Annotated in this window: 16 protein-coding genes; 8 read left to right on the top strand and 8 right to left on the bottom strand. The window is 54.7% G+C overall.

From position 1 onward, the window contains the following. Positions 1-9: 9 nt before the first annotated feature. From accA to tilS, 4 genes are all read left to right on the top strand, one after another. Positions 10-969 (top strand): acetyl-CoA carboxylase carboxyl transferase subunit alpha, encoded by a 960-nt coding sequence (gene accA, locus ACZ6J2_RS11150; protein WP_008501895.1) that lies wholly within the window; start codon positions 10-12, stop codon positions 967-969. Positions 970-1,069: 100 nt separating this feature from the next. Next, a complete protein-coding gene (locus ACZ6J2_RS11145; protein WP_471725735.1) occupies positions 1,070-3,202 on the top strand; it encodes a lysine decarboxylase LdcC in 2,133 nt (710 codons plus the stop codon). A gap of 65 nt (positions 3,203-3,267) precedes the next feature. Further along, positions 3,268-3,657 (top strand): VOC family protein, encoded by a 390-nt coding sequence (locus tag ACZ6J2_RS11140; RefSeq protein ID WP_471725734.1) that lies wholly within the window; start codon positions 3,268-3,270, stop codon positions 3,655-3,657. Between the two features lie 58 nt (positions 3,658-3,715). After that, complete coding sequence (tilS, locus tag ACZ6J2_RS11135; RefSeq protein ID WP_471725733.1) at positions 3,716-5,005, top strand: tRNA lysidine(34) synthetase TilS; 1,290 nt, start codon at positions 3,716-3,718, stop codon at positions 5,003-5,005. A 28-nt stretch (positions 5,006-5,033) separates the two neighbouring features. Here tilS and rof read toward each other — a convergent pair whose 3' ends face one another. Further along, entirely contained in the window at positions 5,034-5,294 is a 261-nt protein-coding gene (gene rof / locus ACZ6J2_RS11130; protein ID WP_008501890.1) for a Rho-binding antiterminator, read from the bottom strand. After that, complete coding sequence (locus ACZ6J2_RS11125; RefSeq protein ID WP_008501889.1) at positions 5,281-5,481, bottom strand: YaeP family protein; 201 nt, start codon at positions 5,479-5,481, stop codon at positions 5,281-5,283. The genes rof and ACZ6J2_RS11125 overlap by 14 nt, the downstream gene beginning before the upstream one ends. Before the next feature lie 196 nt (positions 5,482-5,677). Here ACZ6J2_RS11125 and ACZ6J2_RS11120 point away from each other — a divergent pair, with 196 nt between their 5' ends. From ACZ6J2_RS11120 to nlpE, 3 genes are read left to right on the top strand one after another with little or no spacing between them, the layout of a single operon-like run. Then, positions 5,678-6,223 carry a YaeQ family protein gene (locus ACZ6J2_RS11120; RefSeq protein WP_033144678.1) on the top strand — a complete coding sequence of 182 codons (546 nt, stop codon included), beginning with the start codon at positions 5,678-5,680 and terminating at the stop codon, positions 6,221-6,223. Continuing rightward, positions 6,220-6,642, top strand: coding sequence for an alternative ribosome rescue aminoacyl-tRNA hydrolase ArfB (arfB, locus tag ACZ6J2_RS11115; protein WP_471725842.1), 423 nt, complete (start codon positions 6,220-6,222; stop codon positions 6,640-6,642). Before ACZ6J2_RS11120 ends, arfB begins: the two co-directional genes overlap by 4 nt. Before the next feature lie 34 nt (positions 6,643-6,676). After that, on the top strand, positions 6,677-7,375 hold the full coding sequence (gene nlpE / locus ACZ6J2_RS11110) for an envelope stress response activation lipoprotein NlpE (RefSeq protein ID WP_471725732.1): 699 nt from the start codon (positions 6,677-6,679) through the stop codon (positions 7,373-7,375). A 47-nt stretch (positions 7,376-7,422) separates the two neighbouring features. On the opposite strand, the gene proS is transcribed toward nlpE, so the two are convergent. From proS to metN, 6 genes are all read right to left on the bottom strand, one after another. After that, complete coding sequence (proS, locus tag ACZ6J2_RS11105; RefSeq protein WP_471725731.1) at positions 7,423-9,141, bottom strand: proline--tRNA ligase; 1,719 nt, start codon at positions 9,139-9,141, stop codon at positions 7,423-7,425. 112 nt (positions 9,142-9,253) lie between these two features. Next, complete coding sequence (tsaA, locus tag ACZ6J2_RS11100) at positions 9,254-9,961, bottom strand: tRNA (N6-threonylcarbamoyladenosine(37)-N6)-methyltransferase TrmO (protein ID WP_471725730.1); 708 nt, start codon at positions 9,959-9,961, stop codon at positions 9,254-9,256. Continuing rightward, a complete protein-coding gene (gene rcsF, locus ACZ6J2_RS11095; RefSeq protein WP_008501883.1) occupies positions 9,958-10,362 on the bottom strand; it encodes an Rcs stress response system protein RcsF in 405 nt (134 codons plus the stop codon). The genes tsaA and rcsF overlap by 4 nt, the downstream gene beginning before the upstream one ends. Positions 10,363-10,468: 106 nt before the next feature. Further along, entirely contained in the window at positions 10,469-11,284 is an 816-nt protein-coding gene (metQ, locus tag ACZ6J2_RS11090; protein WP_014168729.1) for a methionine ABC transporter substrate-binding lipoprotein MetQ, read from the bottom strand. 40 nt (positions 11,285-11,324) lie between these two features. Continuing rightward, positions 11,325-11,978 carry a methionine ABC transporter permease MetI gene (locus tag ACZ6J2_RS11085; RefSeq protein WP_014168730.1) on the bottom strand — a complete coding sequence of 218 codons (654 nt, stop codon included), beginning with the start codon at positions 11,976-11,978 and terminating at the stop codon, positions 11,325-11,327. Then, positions 11,971-13,002, bottom strand: coding sequence for a methionine ABC transporter ATP-binding protein MetN (gene metN / locus ACZ6J2_RS11080; protein WP_471725729.1), 1,032 nt, complete (start codon positions 13,000-13,002; stop codon positions 11,971-11,973). The genes ACZ6J2_RS11085 and metN overlap by 8 nt, the downstream gene beginning before the upstream one ends. Positions 13,003-13,190: 188 nt before the next feature. Here metN and gmhB point away from each other — a divergent pair, with 188 nt between their 5' ends. After that, on the top strand, positions 13,191-13,757 hold the full coding sequence (gene gmhB / locus ACZ6J2_RS11075; protein ID WP_029741186.1) for a D-glycero-beta-D-manno-heptose 1,7-bisphosphate 7-phosphatase: 567 nt from the start codon (positions 13,191-13,193) through the stop codon (positions 13,755-13,757). Positions 13,758-14,098: the final 341 nt, after the last annotated feature.

The following is a 14,098-nucleotide window of genomic DNA, read 5'->3' as shown; positions in this document are numbered from 1 at the left end:
AGGAATACTATGAGTCTGAATTTCCTTGATTTCGAACAGCCGATTGCTGAGCTGGAAGCGAAAATCGATTCTCTGACAGCGGTTAGCCGTCAGGATGAAAAACTGGATATTAACATCGACGAAGAAGTGCATCGTCTGCGCGAGAAAAGCGTAGAGCTGACGCGCAAAATCTTTGCCGATCTCGGCGCATGGCAGGTGGCCCAGCTGGCCCGCCATCCACAGCGTCCGTACACCCTGGATTATGTCCGCCTGGCGTTTGACGAATTTGACGAACTGGCAGGCGATCGCGCATACGCTGACGATAAAGCTATCGTTGGCGGTATCGCGCGTCTGGACGGACGCCCGGTGATGATCATTGGTCATCAGAAAGGTCGTGAAACCAAAGAAAAAATCCGTCGTAACTTCGGTATGCCAGCACCAGAAGGCTACCGTAAAGCCCTGCGTCTGATGGAGATGGCTGAGCGTTTCAACATGCCAATCATCACCTTCATCGACACCCCGGGTGCATACCCTGGCGTGGGCGCGGAAGAGCGCGGTCAGTCTGAAGCTATCGCGCGCAACCTGCGCGAGATGTCTCGTCTGAAGGTGCCGGTCATCTGTACCGTTATCGGTGAGGGTGGTTCCGGCGGTGCGCTGGCGATTGGCGTGGGCGATAAAGTGAATATGCTGCAGTACAGCACCTATTCCGTTATCTCCCCGGAAGGCTGTGCGTCCATTCTGTGGAAAAGCGCCGACAAAGCGCCGCTGGCTGCAGAAGCAATGGGCATCATTGCGCCACGCCTGAAAGAGCTGAAGCTGATCGACTCCATCATCCCGGAACCGCTGGGTGGTGCGCATCGTAAGCCGGAAGTAATGGCTGCTTCTCTGAAAGCACAGCTGCTGGCTGACCTGGCGGATCTGGACGTGCTGAGCAAAGAAGATCTGCTCAACCGCCGTTACCAGCGTCTGATGACCTACGGTTACGCGTAAGCTTCACAATTATCTGAAAAGCCGCACAATGTTGCGGCTTTTTTTATACCTGCGGTTTAGCCGGACTATGCTTAGCTAATGTTTTTTAAGGAGGAAGCCCATGAATATCATTGCCATTATGGGGCCACACGGCGTCTTCTATAAAGACGAGCCCATCAAGGAGCTTGAGCAAGCCCTGCAGTCGCGCGGGTATCAGCTAATCTGGCCGCACAACAGCGCCGACCTGCTGAAGTTCATCGAGCATAACCCGCGTATTTGCGGCGTGATCTTCGACTGGGACGAATACGATCTCGAACTGTGCAGCGACATCAACAAGCTGAACGAATACCTCCCGCTGTACGCGTTTATTAATACTCACTCAACCATGGACGTCAGCGCCAATGATATGCGTATGGCGCTGTGGTTCTTTGAATATTCCCTCGGCGTGGCGGAAGACATTGCGACCCGAATTCAGCAATACACGAATGAATATCTCGATAACATCACTCCGCCCTTTACCCGCGCGCTCTTCACCTACGTGAAAGAGGGGAAATATACCTTCTGTACGCCAGGTCATATGGCGGGAACGGCCTATCAAAAAAGCCCGGTGGGCTGCCTGTTCTATGATTTCTTCGGTGGCAACACGCTGAAAGCGGACGTGTCTATTTCAGTCACCGAACTGGGCTCTCTGCTGGATCACACCGGCCCGCATCTTGAAGCCGAAGAGTATATCGCCCGCACCTTTGGCGCCGAGCAGAGCTATATGGTGACCAACGGCACCTCGACCTCGAACAAAATTGTCGGGATGTACGCTGCGCCTGCTGGCAGCACCTTGCTGATTGACCGTAACTGCCATAAATCGCTGGCACACCTGCTGATGATGAGCGACGTCGTACCGCTCTGGCTGTCGCCCACGCGTAACGCGCTCGGTATTCTTGGCGGCATTCCGCGCCGGGAGTTTGCGCATGACGCGATTGAACGTAAGGTCGCGACGATCCCTGGTGCAAGCTGGCCTGTCCATGCGGTGATCACCAACTCGACCTATGACGGTCTGCTGTACAATACGAACTGGATCAAAAAGACGCTGGACGTGCCGTCGATCCACTTCGATTCCGCGTGGGTGCCGTACACCAATTTCCACCCGATTTACGCAGGCAAAAGCGGCATGAGCGGTGAACGCGTGCCGGGTAAAGTGTTCTTCGAAACGCAGTCGACGCATAAAATGCTGGCGGCGTTTTCCCAGGCTTCGCTTATTCACATCAAAGGCGAGTACGACGAAGACACGTTCAACGAAGCCTTTATGATGCACACCACCACCTCGCCGAGCTACCCGCTGGTGGCCTCTATTGAAACGGCCGCGGCGATGCTGCGCGGCAATCCGGGCAAACGCCTCATCAACCGTTCGGTGGAGCGCGCGCTGCATTTCCGCAAAGAGGTTCAGCGGCTGAAAGATGAAGCCGACGGCTGGTTCTTTGATATCTGGCAGCCGGAAGAGATTGATGAGGCGGAATGCTGGCCCGTCTCGCCCGGCGAAGACTGGCATGGTTTCCGGGATGCCGATAGCGACCATATGTTCCTCGACCCGGTAAAAGTGACGATCCTGACGCCGGGCATGGATGAGCAGGGAAAGATGAGCGAGGAAGGTATTCCGGCCGCGCTGGTCGCGAAATTCCTTGATGAACGTGGCGTGGTGGTAGAGAAGACCGGGCCCTATAACCTGCTGTTCCTGTTCAGCATTGGTATTGATAAAACCCGCGCGATGGGGTTGCTGCGCGGCCTGATGGAGTTTAAGCGGGCCTACGATCTTAACCTGCGGGTGAAGAACATGCTGCCGGATCTCTACGCGGAGGATCCTGACTTCTATCGAAATATGCGCATTCAGGATCTGGCCCAGGGGATCCACAGGCTGATCCGTCAGCACGATCTGCCGCGTCTGATGCTTCAGGCGTTCGATGTCTTACCGGAGATGAAGTTTACCCCGCACAAGGCATGGCAGCGCCAGGTTAAAGGGGAGGTCGAAACCGTCGAGCTGGAAAACCTGGTCGGGCGCGTATCGGCTAACATGATCCTGCCTTACCCGCCGGGCGTTCCGCTCCTGATACCGGGAGAGATGATTACCGAAGAGAGTCGGGCCGTGCTCGATTTCCTGCTGATGCTCTGCTCTGTCGGGCGCCACTATCCCGGTTTTGAGACGGATATCCACGGTGCGAAGCGCGACGAGAGCGGCGTTTACTGGGTGCGAGTCCTAAAATAAGGGTGACCGCTTGCCAGGCGCGGGTTTTCGGTTGTAACGTTCAGGCATCATAAAAAGGAGAAGCTATGCTGGGTTTAAAACAGGTTCATCATATTGCGATCATTGCCACCGATTACGCGAAAAGTAAGGCCTTCTACTGCGACATCCTGGGCTTTACGCTCATGAGCGAGGCCTACCGCGAGGAGCGCGACTCCTGGAAGGGCGACCTGGCGTTAAATGGGAAATATGTGATTGAGCTGTTCTCTTTTCCTTTTCCGCCTGCGCGTCCGTCCCGCCCGGAAGCCTGCGGCCTGCGTCATCTTGCCTTCAGCGTCGATGACCTGGATAGCGCAGTTAAGCATCTGGAAGCGCACGGCGTGACGTGCGAAGCGATACGCGTCGATCCGTTCACCGACAAGCGCTTTACTTTTTTCAACGATCCGGACGGCCTGCCGCTGGAGCTTTATCAGCAGTAATGGTTGTCCTGTGTGATAATGCCCGCTCAGTTCGGGCATTTTTTATGTGTAATCTCCTATGACCTTACCCGCTATCGCACAAGCCGTTTCACCGTACCGCCAGCTGCTGGTGGGGTTTAGCGGTGGCCTGGATTCTACCGCGTTGCTGCATCGCCTTAAGCTTTGGCGCGATCGGGAACCTGACGTCCAGCTTCGGGCGATGCATATTCACCACGGATTAAGTCCTCATGCAGAGGCGTGGGTGGCGCACTGCGAAGCCTTGTGTGCGGCCTGGGCGATCCCGCTCATCGTTGAGCGAGTGACGCTTGCGGAGGAAGGGCTGGGCATCGAGGCGCAGGCGCGGAAAGCCCGCTATGCCGCGTTTGCCGGGGCATTACGTCCTGGAGAAGCGCTTGTCACGGCCCAGCATCTTGATGACCAGTGTGAAACCTTTCTGCTGGCGCTTAAGCGGGGCAGCGGGCCGGCGGGGCTTTCTGCCATGCCGGCGCGTTCTGAATTTGCCGGCACAACGTTACTGCGTCCGCTGCTTGGCGAGACGCGTGCCTCACTGGAAGCCTGGGCGCGAGAACATCAGCTGAACTGGATCGAAGATGAGAGTAACCAGGATGACGGCTATGACCGTAACTTCCTGCGTCTGCGCGTCCTCCCGCTTTTGGGCGAGCGCTGGCCGCATTTCGCCGACGCGACGGCAAGAAGCGCCATGCTGTGCGCCGAACAGGAATCGTTGCTGGATGAGTTATTGAGCGACGAGCTGGCTGGGCTGATTTCTGCAGACGGGGCGCTGGCGATCGTACCGATGAAAGCGATGAGCCCGGTACGTCGCGCCGCGCTGCTACGGCGCTGGCTGGCCTTTCATCGCGCCGCGATGCCGTCGCGGACAATGCTGAGCCGCATCTGGGACGAAGTCGCACTGGCGCGGGATGATGCTTCCCCGTGCGTCCACCTGAACGGTTTTGAGGTGAGACGCTATAAAGGGGAGCTCTGGTGGATAAAATCCATGCCCTCTCTGACCGATGTGGTGCTCGACTGGCTTTCTCCTGACGCGCCCCTGATATTGCCCTGTGAGGCAGGACGCGTCTTTCTCCTGTCGTCTGGTCATGTGCGGCTGCCTAAGCCCGATGAACCTGTCACCGTGCGCTTCAAGGCTGGCGGCATGCTGCATATCGTCGGGCGCAACGGGGGACGGAAGCTGAAGAAAATATGGCAGGAGTGTAACGTGCCGCCGTGGCTGCGCGACACCACGCCGCTACTCTTCTACGGTGAAACGCTTATCGCTGCGGCAGGGGTGTTCATCACGGAAGAGGGGTGGTCAGAAGAGGGCGTTCGTTTCGAGTGGCAGAAAGCGTAACGGGCAGCCAGGCTGCCCGTTAGTGTCATCAGGATTCGCTCACCACGACGGTGCCGATTTGCGGGTGGCTGAAGCTGGCTATTTTGTCCAGACGCAGCTCACGCGTCGCACCGGCGTCTTCCACTATCAGGTATTCCACATTCTTTCGTGAAACCAGATCGCTGGCTTTCGCCTTCAACACTTCGCCATCTTTTAGCTCCAGCGTCAGTAATAAATGATGCTGGCAGGCGAGTTCGAGGTTGTCATAGTCATCACAATTGATAGGTTGATAAGTATCATTCATCGACATAATCGCTCACCAGTAAATTCGCCGCAGCATACGCTGCTTTTTCCCTGACCGACTCTGAAAGGCTCTCATCAGAGGCCACTTCATTAAGCACTTTCAATACACAGCCCAACGCATCCGGGACATACCCCAGATCTCCGCTGGCGATTTCCGCATACCGTTTGCGAATTAACTCACAATAATTATTCACATCCCCTCCCGCCAGCGCACTGACTTACTGTGAGATATCATTAAGCCTACGAAGATAAACTCGGTTTAGCAAGGTGACTATACCATACTCATTTAAGCAATATCAGGGCCTTGATAGCGGTGTATTTAACACCCTGTAACAGCCTTTTGCCGCGGTTTTCGCTACAATGTGCGCCTGATTCGAATGGAGTTCTCACATGGCGCTTAAAGCGACAATTTATAAAGCTGTGGTCAATGTGGCCGATCTGGATCGCAACCAGTTCCTCGACGCGTCGCTTACGCTGGCACGCCACCCCTCCGAAACCCAGGAGCGCATGATGCTGCGCCTGCTGGCGTGGATTAAGTATGCCGACGAGCGCCTGCAGTTTTCCCGTGGGTTAAGCGCAGAAGACGAGCCTGAAGCCTGGCTGCGCAACGATCATCTGGGTATCGATTTGTGGATCGAACTCGGCCTGCCGGACGAGCGCAGAATTAAGAAGGCCTGCACCCAGTCCGCGGAAGTGGCCTTATTCGCCTATAACCAGCGCGCGGCGGAAATCTGGTGGCAGCAAAACAAGAGCAAGTGCGGACAGTTTAAAAATCTCACGGTCTGGTATCTGGATGATGAGCAGCTGGCGCAGTTGAGCGAGTTCGCCAGCCGGACCATGGTTTTGCAGGCGACGATTCAGGATGGCGCCATCTGGCTCTCTGATTCTCAGAATAATCTGGAAATTCATTTAACGGCGTGGCAACCCGCGTCATGATCGTCTTGTCCCGAAACGTCAGCATTCCTGACAGCGAGCTGGAGATTACCGCCATCCGTGCACAGGGGGCAGGCGGGCAGCACGTCAACAAGGCGTCGACGGCTATCCATTTGCGTTTTGACATTCGGGCATCAAGCCTGCCAGAGTATTATAAGGAAAGTCTGCTCGCTGCCAGCCATCACCTGATCACCAGCGAAGGTGTGATCGTGATTAAAGCCCAGGAGTACCGCAGCCAGGAATTAAACCGGGAAGCGGCGGTAGCCAGGCTGGTGGCGGTCATCAAAGAGTTAACGGCAGTACAAAAAAGCCGCCGGGCAACGCGGCCAACCCGCGCATCGAAAGAGCGTCGGTTGTCCTCGAAGGCCCAAAAATCCACAGTGAAAGCACTACGCGGTAAAGTTCGTCGCCCGACAGAGTGACGAAAGGGAACACACTTTTCATAAGGAATTCATTGTGAAAAAAGCATTATTTTCAGCGCTGGCAGTGAGTACGCTGTTTGCGCTTTTCGGGTGTAACAACCGTTCTGAAACGCAGGTTTTGCAGCCAGCGCAGAATGAAGAGTTAAAGCCAATGCAGCAGAGCTGGCGGGGCGTATTGCCTTGCGCGGATTGCGAAGGCATTGAAACGTCACTGTTCCTGCAAAAAGACGGTACCTGGGTGATGAACCAGCGCTATCAGGGCGCGAAAGAACCCTCTTCATTTGCGACTTACGGGACATGGGCGCGTACGGCTGAGAAGCTGGTGCTGACGGATACCTCCGGTGACAAAACCTGGTTCCGCCCTAAAGGCGAGAACATGGAAATGCTTGACCGCGAAGGCAACCCGATTGAATCCCAGTTCAACTACACGCTTGCGCCGGTAAAAGCAGCTCTGCCTGCCACGCCGATGGCGATGCGGGGGATGTACTTCTATATGGCGGATGCGGCGATCTTTACCGACTGCGCAACCGGCAGGAAGGTCAGCGTGGCAAACAATGCGCAGCTTGAACGTGATTACGCAGTGGCACGCGGTAATGACAGCAAGCCGGTGTTGCTGACGGTTGACGGTCACTTTACGCTGGAGCCAAACCCGGATAGCGGGGAGATGGTGAAAACGCTGGTGGCAGATAAAGACGCGAAGTTTGTTGCGGGTAAAGACTGTAACAGTAAATAAGCCGACGCTGAGCCATTAAAAAACCCCGCCTGAGCGGGGTTTTTTGTTTAGCCTTTGATGGCTTTCATCAGGTAATCAAGAATGTCGCCGGTCTTGATCATCTGTTTTTCGCCGCTGCGACGGTATTTGTATTCAATCTCATCGCTGTCGAGGTTACGGTCGCCAATGACGACGGTGTGCGGGATACCGATCAGTTCCATATCGGCAAACATCACGCCCGGACGCTCTTTGCGGTCATCCATCAGCACTTCAATACCCTGAGCGCGCAGCTCGGCGTACAGCTTCTCGGCCAGCTCCTGCACGCGGTAAGATTTGTGCATGTTCATTGGCAGAATAGCCACCTGGAACGGCGCAATATTGTCCGGCCAGACGATGCCGCGCTCGTCGTAGTTCTGCTCAATTGCCGCAGCTACCACGCGCGTCACCCCGATACCGTAGCAACCCATGGTCAGGATCTGGTTACGGCCATCTTCACCCTGAACTGCGGCGTTCAGCGCGCGAGAGTATTTATCGCCCAGCTGGAAGATGTGACCGACTTCGATGCCGCGCTTAATCATCAGGGTGCCCTGACCGTCCGGGCTTGGATCGCCTGCAACCACGTTACGGATGTCAGCCACTTCCGGCGTCGCCACGTCGCGATCCCAGTTGATGCCGAAGTAATGTTTACCGTCGATGTTCGCACCTGCGGAGAAGTCGCTCATTGCCGCAACCGTGCGGTCAATGACAACAGGCACCGGCAGATTGACTGGACCCAGTGAACCTGGACCCGCATTCACCACGGCGCGGATTTCCGCTTCCGTTGCGAAGGTCAGCGGGCTGGCTACCTGCGGCAGCTTCTCGGCTTTCACTTCGTTCAGCTCGTGATCGCCACGCACCAGCAGGGCAACCAGCGGGTAAGCGCTGCCTTCGGTGGATTTCACCAGCAGCGTTTTCACGGTTTTTTCGACAGGCAGATTGAACTGCTCAACCAGCTCGGCGATGGTTTTCGCGTTTGGCGTATCAACCAGCGTCATCTCTTGCGTTGCCGCGCCGCGTGGTTCTTTTGGCGCCAGCGCTTCTGCAAATTCGATGTTCGCCGCGTAGTCTGAAGAGTCAGAGAAGATCACATCGTCTTCACCGCTCTGCGCCAGGACCTGGAACTCATGAGATGCGCTACCGCCGATGGAGCCGGTATCGGCCTGCACCGCGCGGAAATCCAGACCCATGCGGGAGAAGATTTTGCTGTACGCCGCGTACATTGCGTCGTAGGTCTCTTGCAGTGATTCCTGAGAGGTATGGAAAGAGTAAGCATCTTTCATCAGGAATTCGCGAGAGCGCATAACGCCGAAACGTGGGCGAACTTCGTCACGGAACTTGGTCTGGATCTGGAAGAAGTTTAGCGGTAACTGTTTGTATGAGCTCAGCTCATTACGGATCAGATCGGTAATGACTTCTTCATGCGTTGGGCCGAGGACAAACGGACGATCGCCGCGATCGGCAATACGCAGCAGTTCCGGACCGTACTGCTCCCAGCGACCGCTCTCCTGCCACAGTTCAGAGGGCTGAACGACCGGCATTAACACCTCGATTGCACCGGCGTTGTTCATCTCTTCACGCACGATGTTTTCGACTTTTTTCAGGACGCGCACGCCGGTCGGCAGCCAGGTGTATAACCCGGAGGCCAGCTTGCGGATCATCCCGGCGCGCAGCATCAGCTGATGGCTGATCACTTCGGCGTCGGCAGGTGTCTCCTTTAAAGTGGAGAGCAGATATTGGCTAGTACGCATGTTGTTACGGTTCCGTTTCGACGAGTAGGGCTGGCTTAAAGGCCAACCTGACACAAAAAAAGTGGTTTAGTTTACCAGTGTGGCAAAGATGCCAAAAGAGAGGAGAACAAAATTACCTGCGTTCAAGGGCAAACACTTCAAAACCTGCCCCGGTGACGCGCCAGCGAACGTTGAAATCAAGCAGCCAGACGGCGTACATTTTTCCTTCTTCCTCTTCTTTACGGTAGGCCGGACGAGGGTCCTGTGCCAGAACTTCAGTGATGAAATCCCGTAAGCGAGGATAGCGTTTCTCCAGCTGACCGAGCTGCGCGGTTATCTCTGGCGTAAAATAAACAGGCATGTCCGCCTGCGGTGCGTCCTGAGCATAACTTGCACGCGCGTCCGGGAGCGCTTCGGCGAAGGGCAAATAGGGTTTGATGTCGATTACCGGCGTGCCGTCTACCAGGTCCAGACTACCTAACTCCAGTATCACCCGATCTTTCTGGCAGCGTATGCCTTTCAGTTCAACCAGCGACATTCCAATCGGGTTTGGGCGGAAGGTCGAGCGAGTTGCAAACACGCCCATTCTCGCATTTCCGCCAAGACGAGGAGGGCGCACGGTCGGACGCCAGCCGCCTTCCATCGTCTGGTGAAACACGAACACCACCCACAAATGGCTGAAAGCCTCGAGCCCGCGTACCGCATCGGCCTGATTGTAAGGCGCAATCAGGTGAAGCTCACCGCTTCCGCTGGTGACCAGACCGGGCTGGCGGGGGACGGCGAACTTCTCTTTATAAGGAGAGTGGATAACGCCTATCTGCTCGAACTGAAATGCACTCATTTCGCCGTGATGTTCAGCGCAGAACCGATGCAAACCGCCTGACGATAGCAGCCCGGCGTGCCGCTGGTGACTTCGCAGCTGTGCAACAGAACCGCGTTGGCTTTCATTTTTGCGGCATTAATCTGCATACGTTTACGCGCTGTCGGAATATTCGGTGGTGAGTCCTGATTGGTTGCCTGACAGGATTCGCCGCTCACTTCGCCCAGTTCACGGAATGGTTTACCGACGAGTTCGTCTGCTTTCGTGATAATGCGAACCGGCGCAGGGCGAACCACTTTCGGTTTTGCAGGCTCTGTTTTTGGCGGGGTTGCCGTGCTTTGAACAGGTTCAACGGGAGATCTGCTTAGCATAGAACAGCCGCTCAGCATGAGTGCTAAAAGACAGATCGGTAAAGCACGCATAATAGTTCCTCAATGGATAATCAAAACGTCAGATATTGAATCAGTTGACTGCACAAATGACAAGACGGGCATAAGCCCGTCCTGATGATATTACACTGAGGTGAGATTACCAGCCTTTAACAGCGCCGCCGTTAAACACTTTGTTGGCTTCCTGGTAAACTTCATCAGACTGATAAGCCTGAACGAATTTCTTCACGTTTTCCGCGTCCTTGTTGTCTTCGCGAGTCACGATCAGGTTAACGTACGGGGAGTCTTTATCTTCTACGAAGATACCGTCTTTGGCTGGCGTCAGGCCAATCTGGCTGGCATAAGTGGTGTTGATAACGGCCAGGGCAATCTGCGCATCGTCCAGAGAACGTGGCAGCTGCGGTGCTTCCAGTTCAACAATTTTCAGATTTTTCGGGTTCTCGGTGACATCCAGAACGGTTGGCAGCAGGCCAACACCGTCTTTCAGTTTGATCAGGCCCACTTTCTGCAGCAGCAGCAGGGAACGGCCAAGGTTGGTTGGGTCGTTAGGCACGGCAACCTGAGAGCCCGGCTGCAGCTCGTCCAGCGATTTAATTTTCTTAGAGTAACCGGCAATTGGATAAACGAAGGTGTTACCGACGCCCACCAGTTTATAGCCACGATCTTTGATCTGCTGATCCAGGTATGGCTTATGCTGGAAGGCGTTAGCGTCGATATCGCCTTTGCTCAGCGCTTCGTTCGGCAGAACGTAATCGTTGAAGGTCACCAGCTCAACGTCCAGGCCATACTTCTCTTTCGCCACTTTCTGAGCAACTTCAGCAACCTGTTGTTCTGCACCCACGATAACGCCCACTTTAATGTGGTTTGGATCTTTTTCGTCCTGACCGCAACCCACCAGTGCCAGAGAGCCGATCAGCGCGCCTACTGCTGCAAAGGTCTTTAATTTAAACGCCATGTTTTATCCTTAACTCGTAGAGTTTGTGTTGTGTGTAACGTTATTTGTGAGTAACGGTCCGGACGATGCGATCGCCGGAGAACTGGATTAAATAAACCAGAACCACCAGCAATACCAGAACGGTATTCATCACGGTAGCGTTATATCCAATATAGCCGTACTGGTAACCAATCTGGCCTAAACCGCCAGCGCCAACTGCACCACCCATTGCGGAATAACCGACCAGCGTGATGAGCGTGATGGTTGCCGCGTTCACCAGGCCCGGCAGTGCTTCCGGGAGCAGGACTTTGCGGACGATCTGCATCGGCGTTGCGCCCATCGCGCGTGAGGCTTCGATCAAACCGGTTGGGATCTCCAGCAGGGCGTTTTCCACCATACGGGCGATAAACGGCGCAGCCCCCACGGTCAGCGGAACAATGGCCGCCTGCAGACCGATAGACGTTCCGACGATCACGCGGGTAAACGGAATCATCCACACCAGCAGAATAATGAAGGGAATAGAACGGAAGATGTTCACCAGCGCAGAGAGCGTACGGTACAGTTTCGCGTTCTCAATGATTTGACCCGGACGCGTCACGTACAGCAGTACGCCGACCGGCAGGCCAATCACAAAACCAAAGAAGCCAGAGACAAAGGTCATTGCCAGCGTTTCCCAAACGCCGCGAACCAGCAGCCACATCATCGGCTCAGACATAACCCAGTACCTCTACTTTTACGTGGTGTTCTTGCAGCCAGGCAATCGCGGCCTGGGTTTCTTCTTGTGTGCCGTGCATTTCTGTCAGCATGATGCCGAACTTCACGCCACCGGCGTAATCCATCTGCGCGCTGATGATATTGTTGTTCACGTTAAAGCGACGCGCGGTTTCAGAAAGCAGGGGAGCGTCAACGGACTGACCGGTGAACTCCATGCGCAGCATCGGGACGCTGTCTGCTGCGGGTTCGGTTTTCAAACGCTCCAGATAATCTTCCGGAATATCCAGATGCAGCGTGGACTGGATGAACTGCTGTGCCAGCGGCGTCTTCGGATGCGAAAACACTTCACTTACCGTGTCCTGCTCGATCAGTTCACCGTTGCTGATGACCGCCACGCAGTCGCAGATGCGTTTCACCACGTCCATCTCATGCGTAATAAGGAGGATCGTCAGGCCCAGGCGACGGTTAATGTCTTTCAGCAGTTCCAGAATCGAACGCGTGGTTGCCGGATCCAGTGCGCTGGTGGCTTCATCGCACAGCAGTACCTTAGGATTGCTTGCCAGCGCGCGGGCAATGGCCACACGCTGCTTTTGCCCACCGGACAGATTTGCCGGGTAGCTATCATGCTTGTCGCCCAGACCCACGAGGTCGAGCAGCTCGGTGACGCGACGCTTCACTTCTTCTTTCGGCGTGTTATCCAGCTCAAGCGGCAGGGCAACGTTGCCGAACACGGTGCGGGAAGCCAGCAGGTTAAAGTGCTGGAAGATCATGCCAATCTGACGACGCGCTTTGGTGAGTTCTTTCTCTGAGAGGGCGGTAAGGTCCTGGCCGCCAACTTCTACGCTGCCCTGGGTTGGGCGCTCAAGCAGGTTAACACAACGAATCAGCGTGCTTTTACCTGCACCCGATGCGCCAATGACGCCATAAATTTGACCAGCAGGAACATGCAGGCTGACGTTGTTCAGCGCCTGAATGGTTCGGTTCCCCTGCTGGAACACTTTGGTGATATTGGAAAGTTTAATCATTAGATTATTTTTATCGTATGTAAGTTAGCCGTGGCATTTTCTTCTGCCAGATACGGGTGATGACCGTAAACAAAACGGATGTTAAGGCATCCAGACGTCTAAATCAATCCAACTCTGTACGATGAGCACTTTATTGCGCTGCGATTCATGAGATACTAGTCGAACATGCCTTTTTCAGGAGCAAACCGGTGGCAAAATCAGTACCCGCAATTTTTCTCGATCGTGATGGCACTATTAATGTGGATCACGGTTATGTTCATGAGATTGATGAGTTCGAGTTTATCGAGGGCGTAATAGATGCCATGCGCCAGCTGAAAGAGATGGGTTATGCGCTGGTGGTTGTGACGAACCAGTCCGGTATTGCACGCGGTAAATTTACCGAAGCGCAGTTCGAGACGCTGACGGAATGGATGGACTGGTCGCTAGCCGACCGCGGTGTGGATCTCGACGGCATCTACTATTGTCCGCACCACCCGCAGGGAACCGTTGAAGCGTATCGTCAGACCTGTGACTGCCGTAAGCCGCATCCCGGGATGTTCATCTCTGCACAGGAGTTCCTGCACATTGATATGTCCGCTTCTTATATGGTGGGCGATAAACTGGAAGATATGCAGGCAGCAGCAGCGGCGGGTGTAGGAACCAAAATATTAGTTCGCACCGGTAAGCCAGTGACGCCAGAAGCAGAAAATGCAGCGGATTGGGTGATTAATAGCCTGGCCGACCTGCCAAAAGAGATTAAAAAGCACCAAAAATAGCCTTTTTGGTGAAAAGGTGAGCGGTTGAAATAAAAATGCATTTTTCCGCTTGTCATTCCTCGGCGGCCCCCTATAATGCGCCTCCATCGACACGGCGGATGTGAATCACTTCACAGACAACGCGGTCGGTTGAAGAGAAAAAACCCTGAAATAATGGGTTGACTCTGAAAGAGGAAAGCGTAATATACGCCACCTCGCAACGGTGAGCGAAAGCCGCGTTGCACTGCTCTTTAACAATTTATCAGACAATCTGTGTGGGCACTCAAAGTGACATGGATTCTTAACGTCCTCGGACGAAAAATGAATACCAAGTCTCTGAGTGAACATACGTAATTCATTAC

This window comes from Enterobacter sp. E14S, from assembly GCF_055666685.1.
This window is presented reverse-complemented; position numbering and strand designations above follow the sequence as displayed.

Bases quoted from the DNA above. Each gene is read 5' to 3' on its own strand.
- accA (WP_008501895.1), top strand. From the start codon at position 10: ATGAGTCTGAATTTCCTTGATTTCGAACAGCCGATTGCTGAGCTGGAA.
- ACZ6J2_RS11145 (WP_471725735.1), top strand. From the start codon at position 1,070: ATGAATATCATTGCCATTATGGGGCCACACGGCGTCTTCTATAAAGAC.
- ACZ6J2_RS11140 (WP_471725734.1), top strand. From the start codon at position 3,268: ATGCTGGGTTTAAAACAGGTTCATCATATTGCGATCATTGCCACCGAT.
- tilS (WP_471725733.1), top strand. From the start codon at position 3,716: ATGACCTTACCCGCTATCGCACAAGCCGTTTCACCGTACCGCCAGCTG.
- rof (WP_008501890.1), bottom strand. From the start codon at position 5,294: ATGTCGATGAATGATACTTATCAACCTATCAATTGTGATGACTATGAC.
- ACZ6J2_RS11120 (WP_033144678.1), top strand. From the start codon at position 5,678: ATGGCGCTTAAAGCGACAATTTATAAAGCTGTGGTCAATGTGGCCGAT.
- arfB (WP_471725842.1), top strand. From the start codon at position 6,220: ATGATCGTCTTGTCCCGAAACGTCAGCATTCCTGACAGCGAGCTGGAG.
- proS (WP_471725731.1), bottom strand. From the start codon at position 9,141: ATGCGTACTAGCCAATATCTGCTCTCCACTTTAAAGGAGACACCTGCC.
- tsaA (WP_471725730.1), bottom strand. From the start codon at position 9,961: ATGAGTGCATTTCAGTTCGAGCAGATAGGCGTTATCCACTCTCCTTAT.
- rcsF (WP_008501883.1), bottom strand. From the start codon at position 10,362: ATGCGTGCTTTACCGATCTGTCTTTTAGCACTCATGCTGAGCGGCTGT.
- metQ (WP_014168729.1), bottom strand. From the start codon at position 11,284: ATGGCGTTTAAATTAAAGACCTTTGCAGCAGTAGGCGCGCTGATCGGC.
- ACZ6J2_RS11085 (WP_014168730.1), bottom strand. From the start codon at position 11,978: ATGTCTGAGCCGATGATGTGGCTGCTGGTTCGCGGCGTTTGGGAAACG.
- metN (WP_471725729.1), bottom strand. From the start codon at position 13,002: ATGATTAAACTTTCCAATATCACCAAAGTGTTCCAGCAGGGGAACCGA.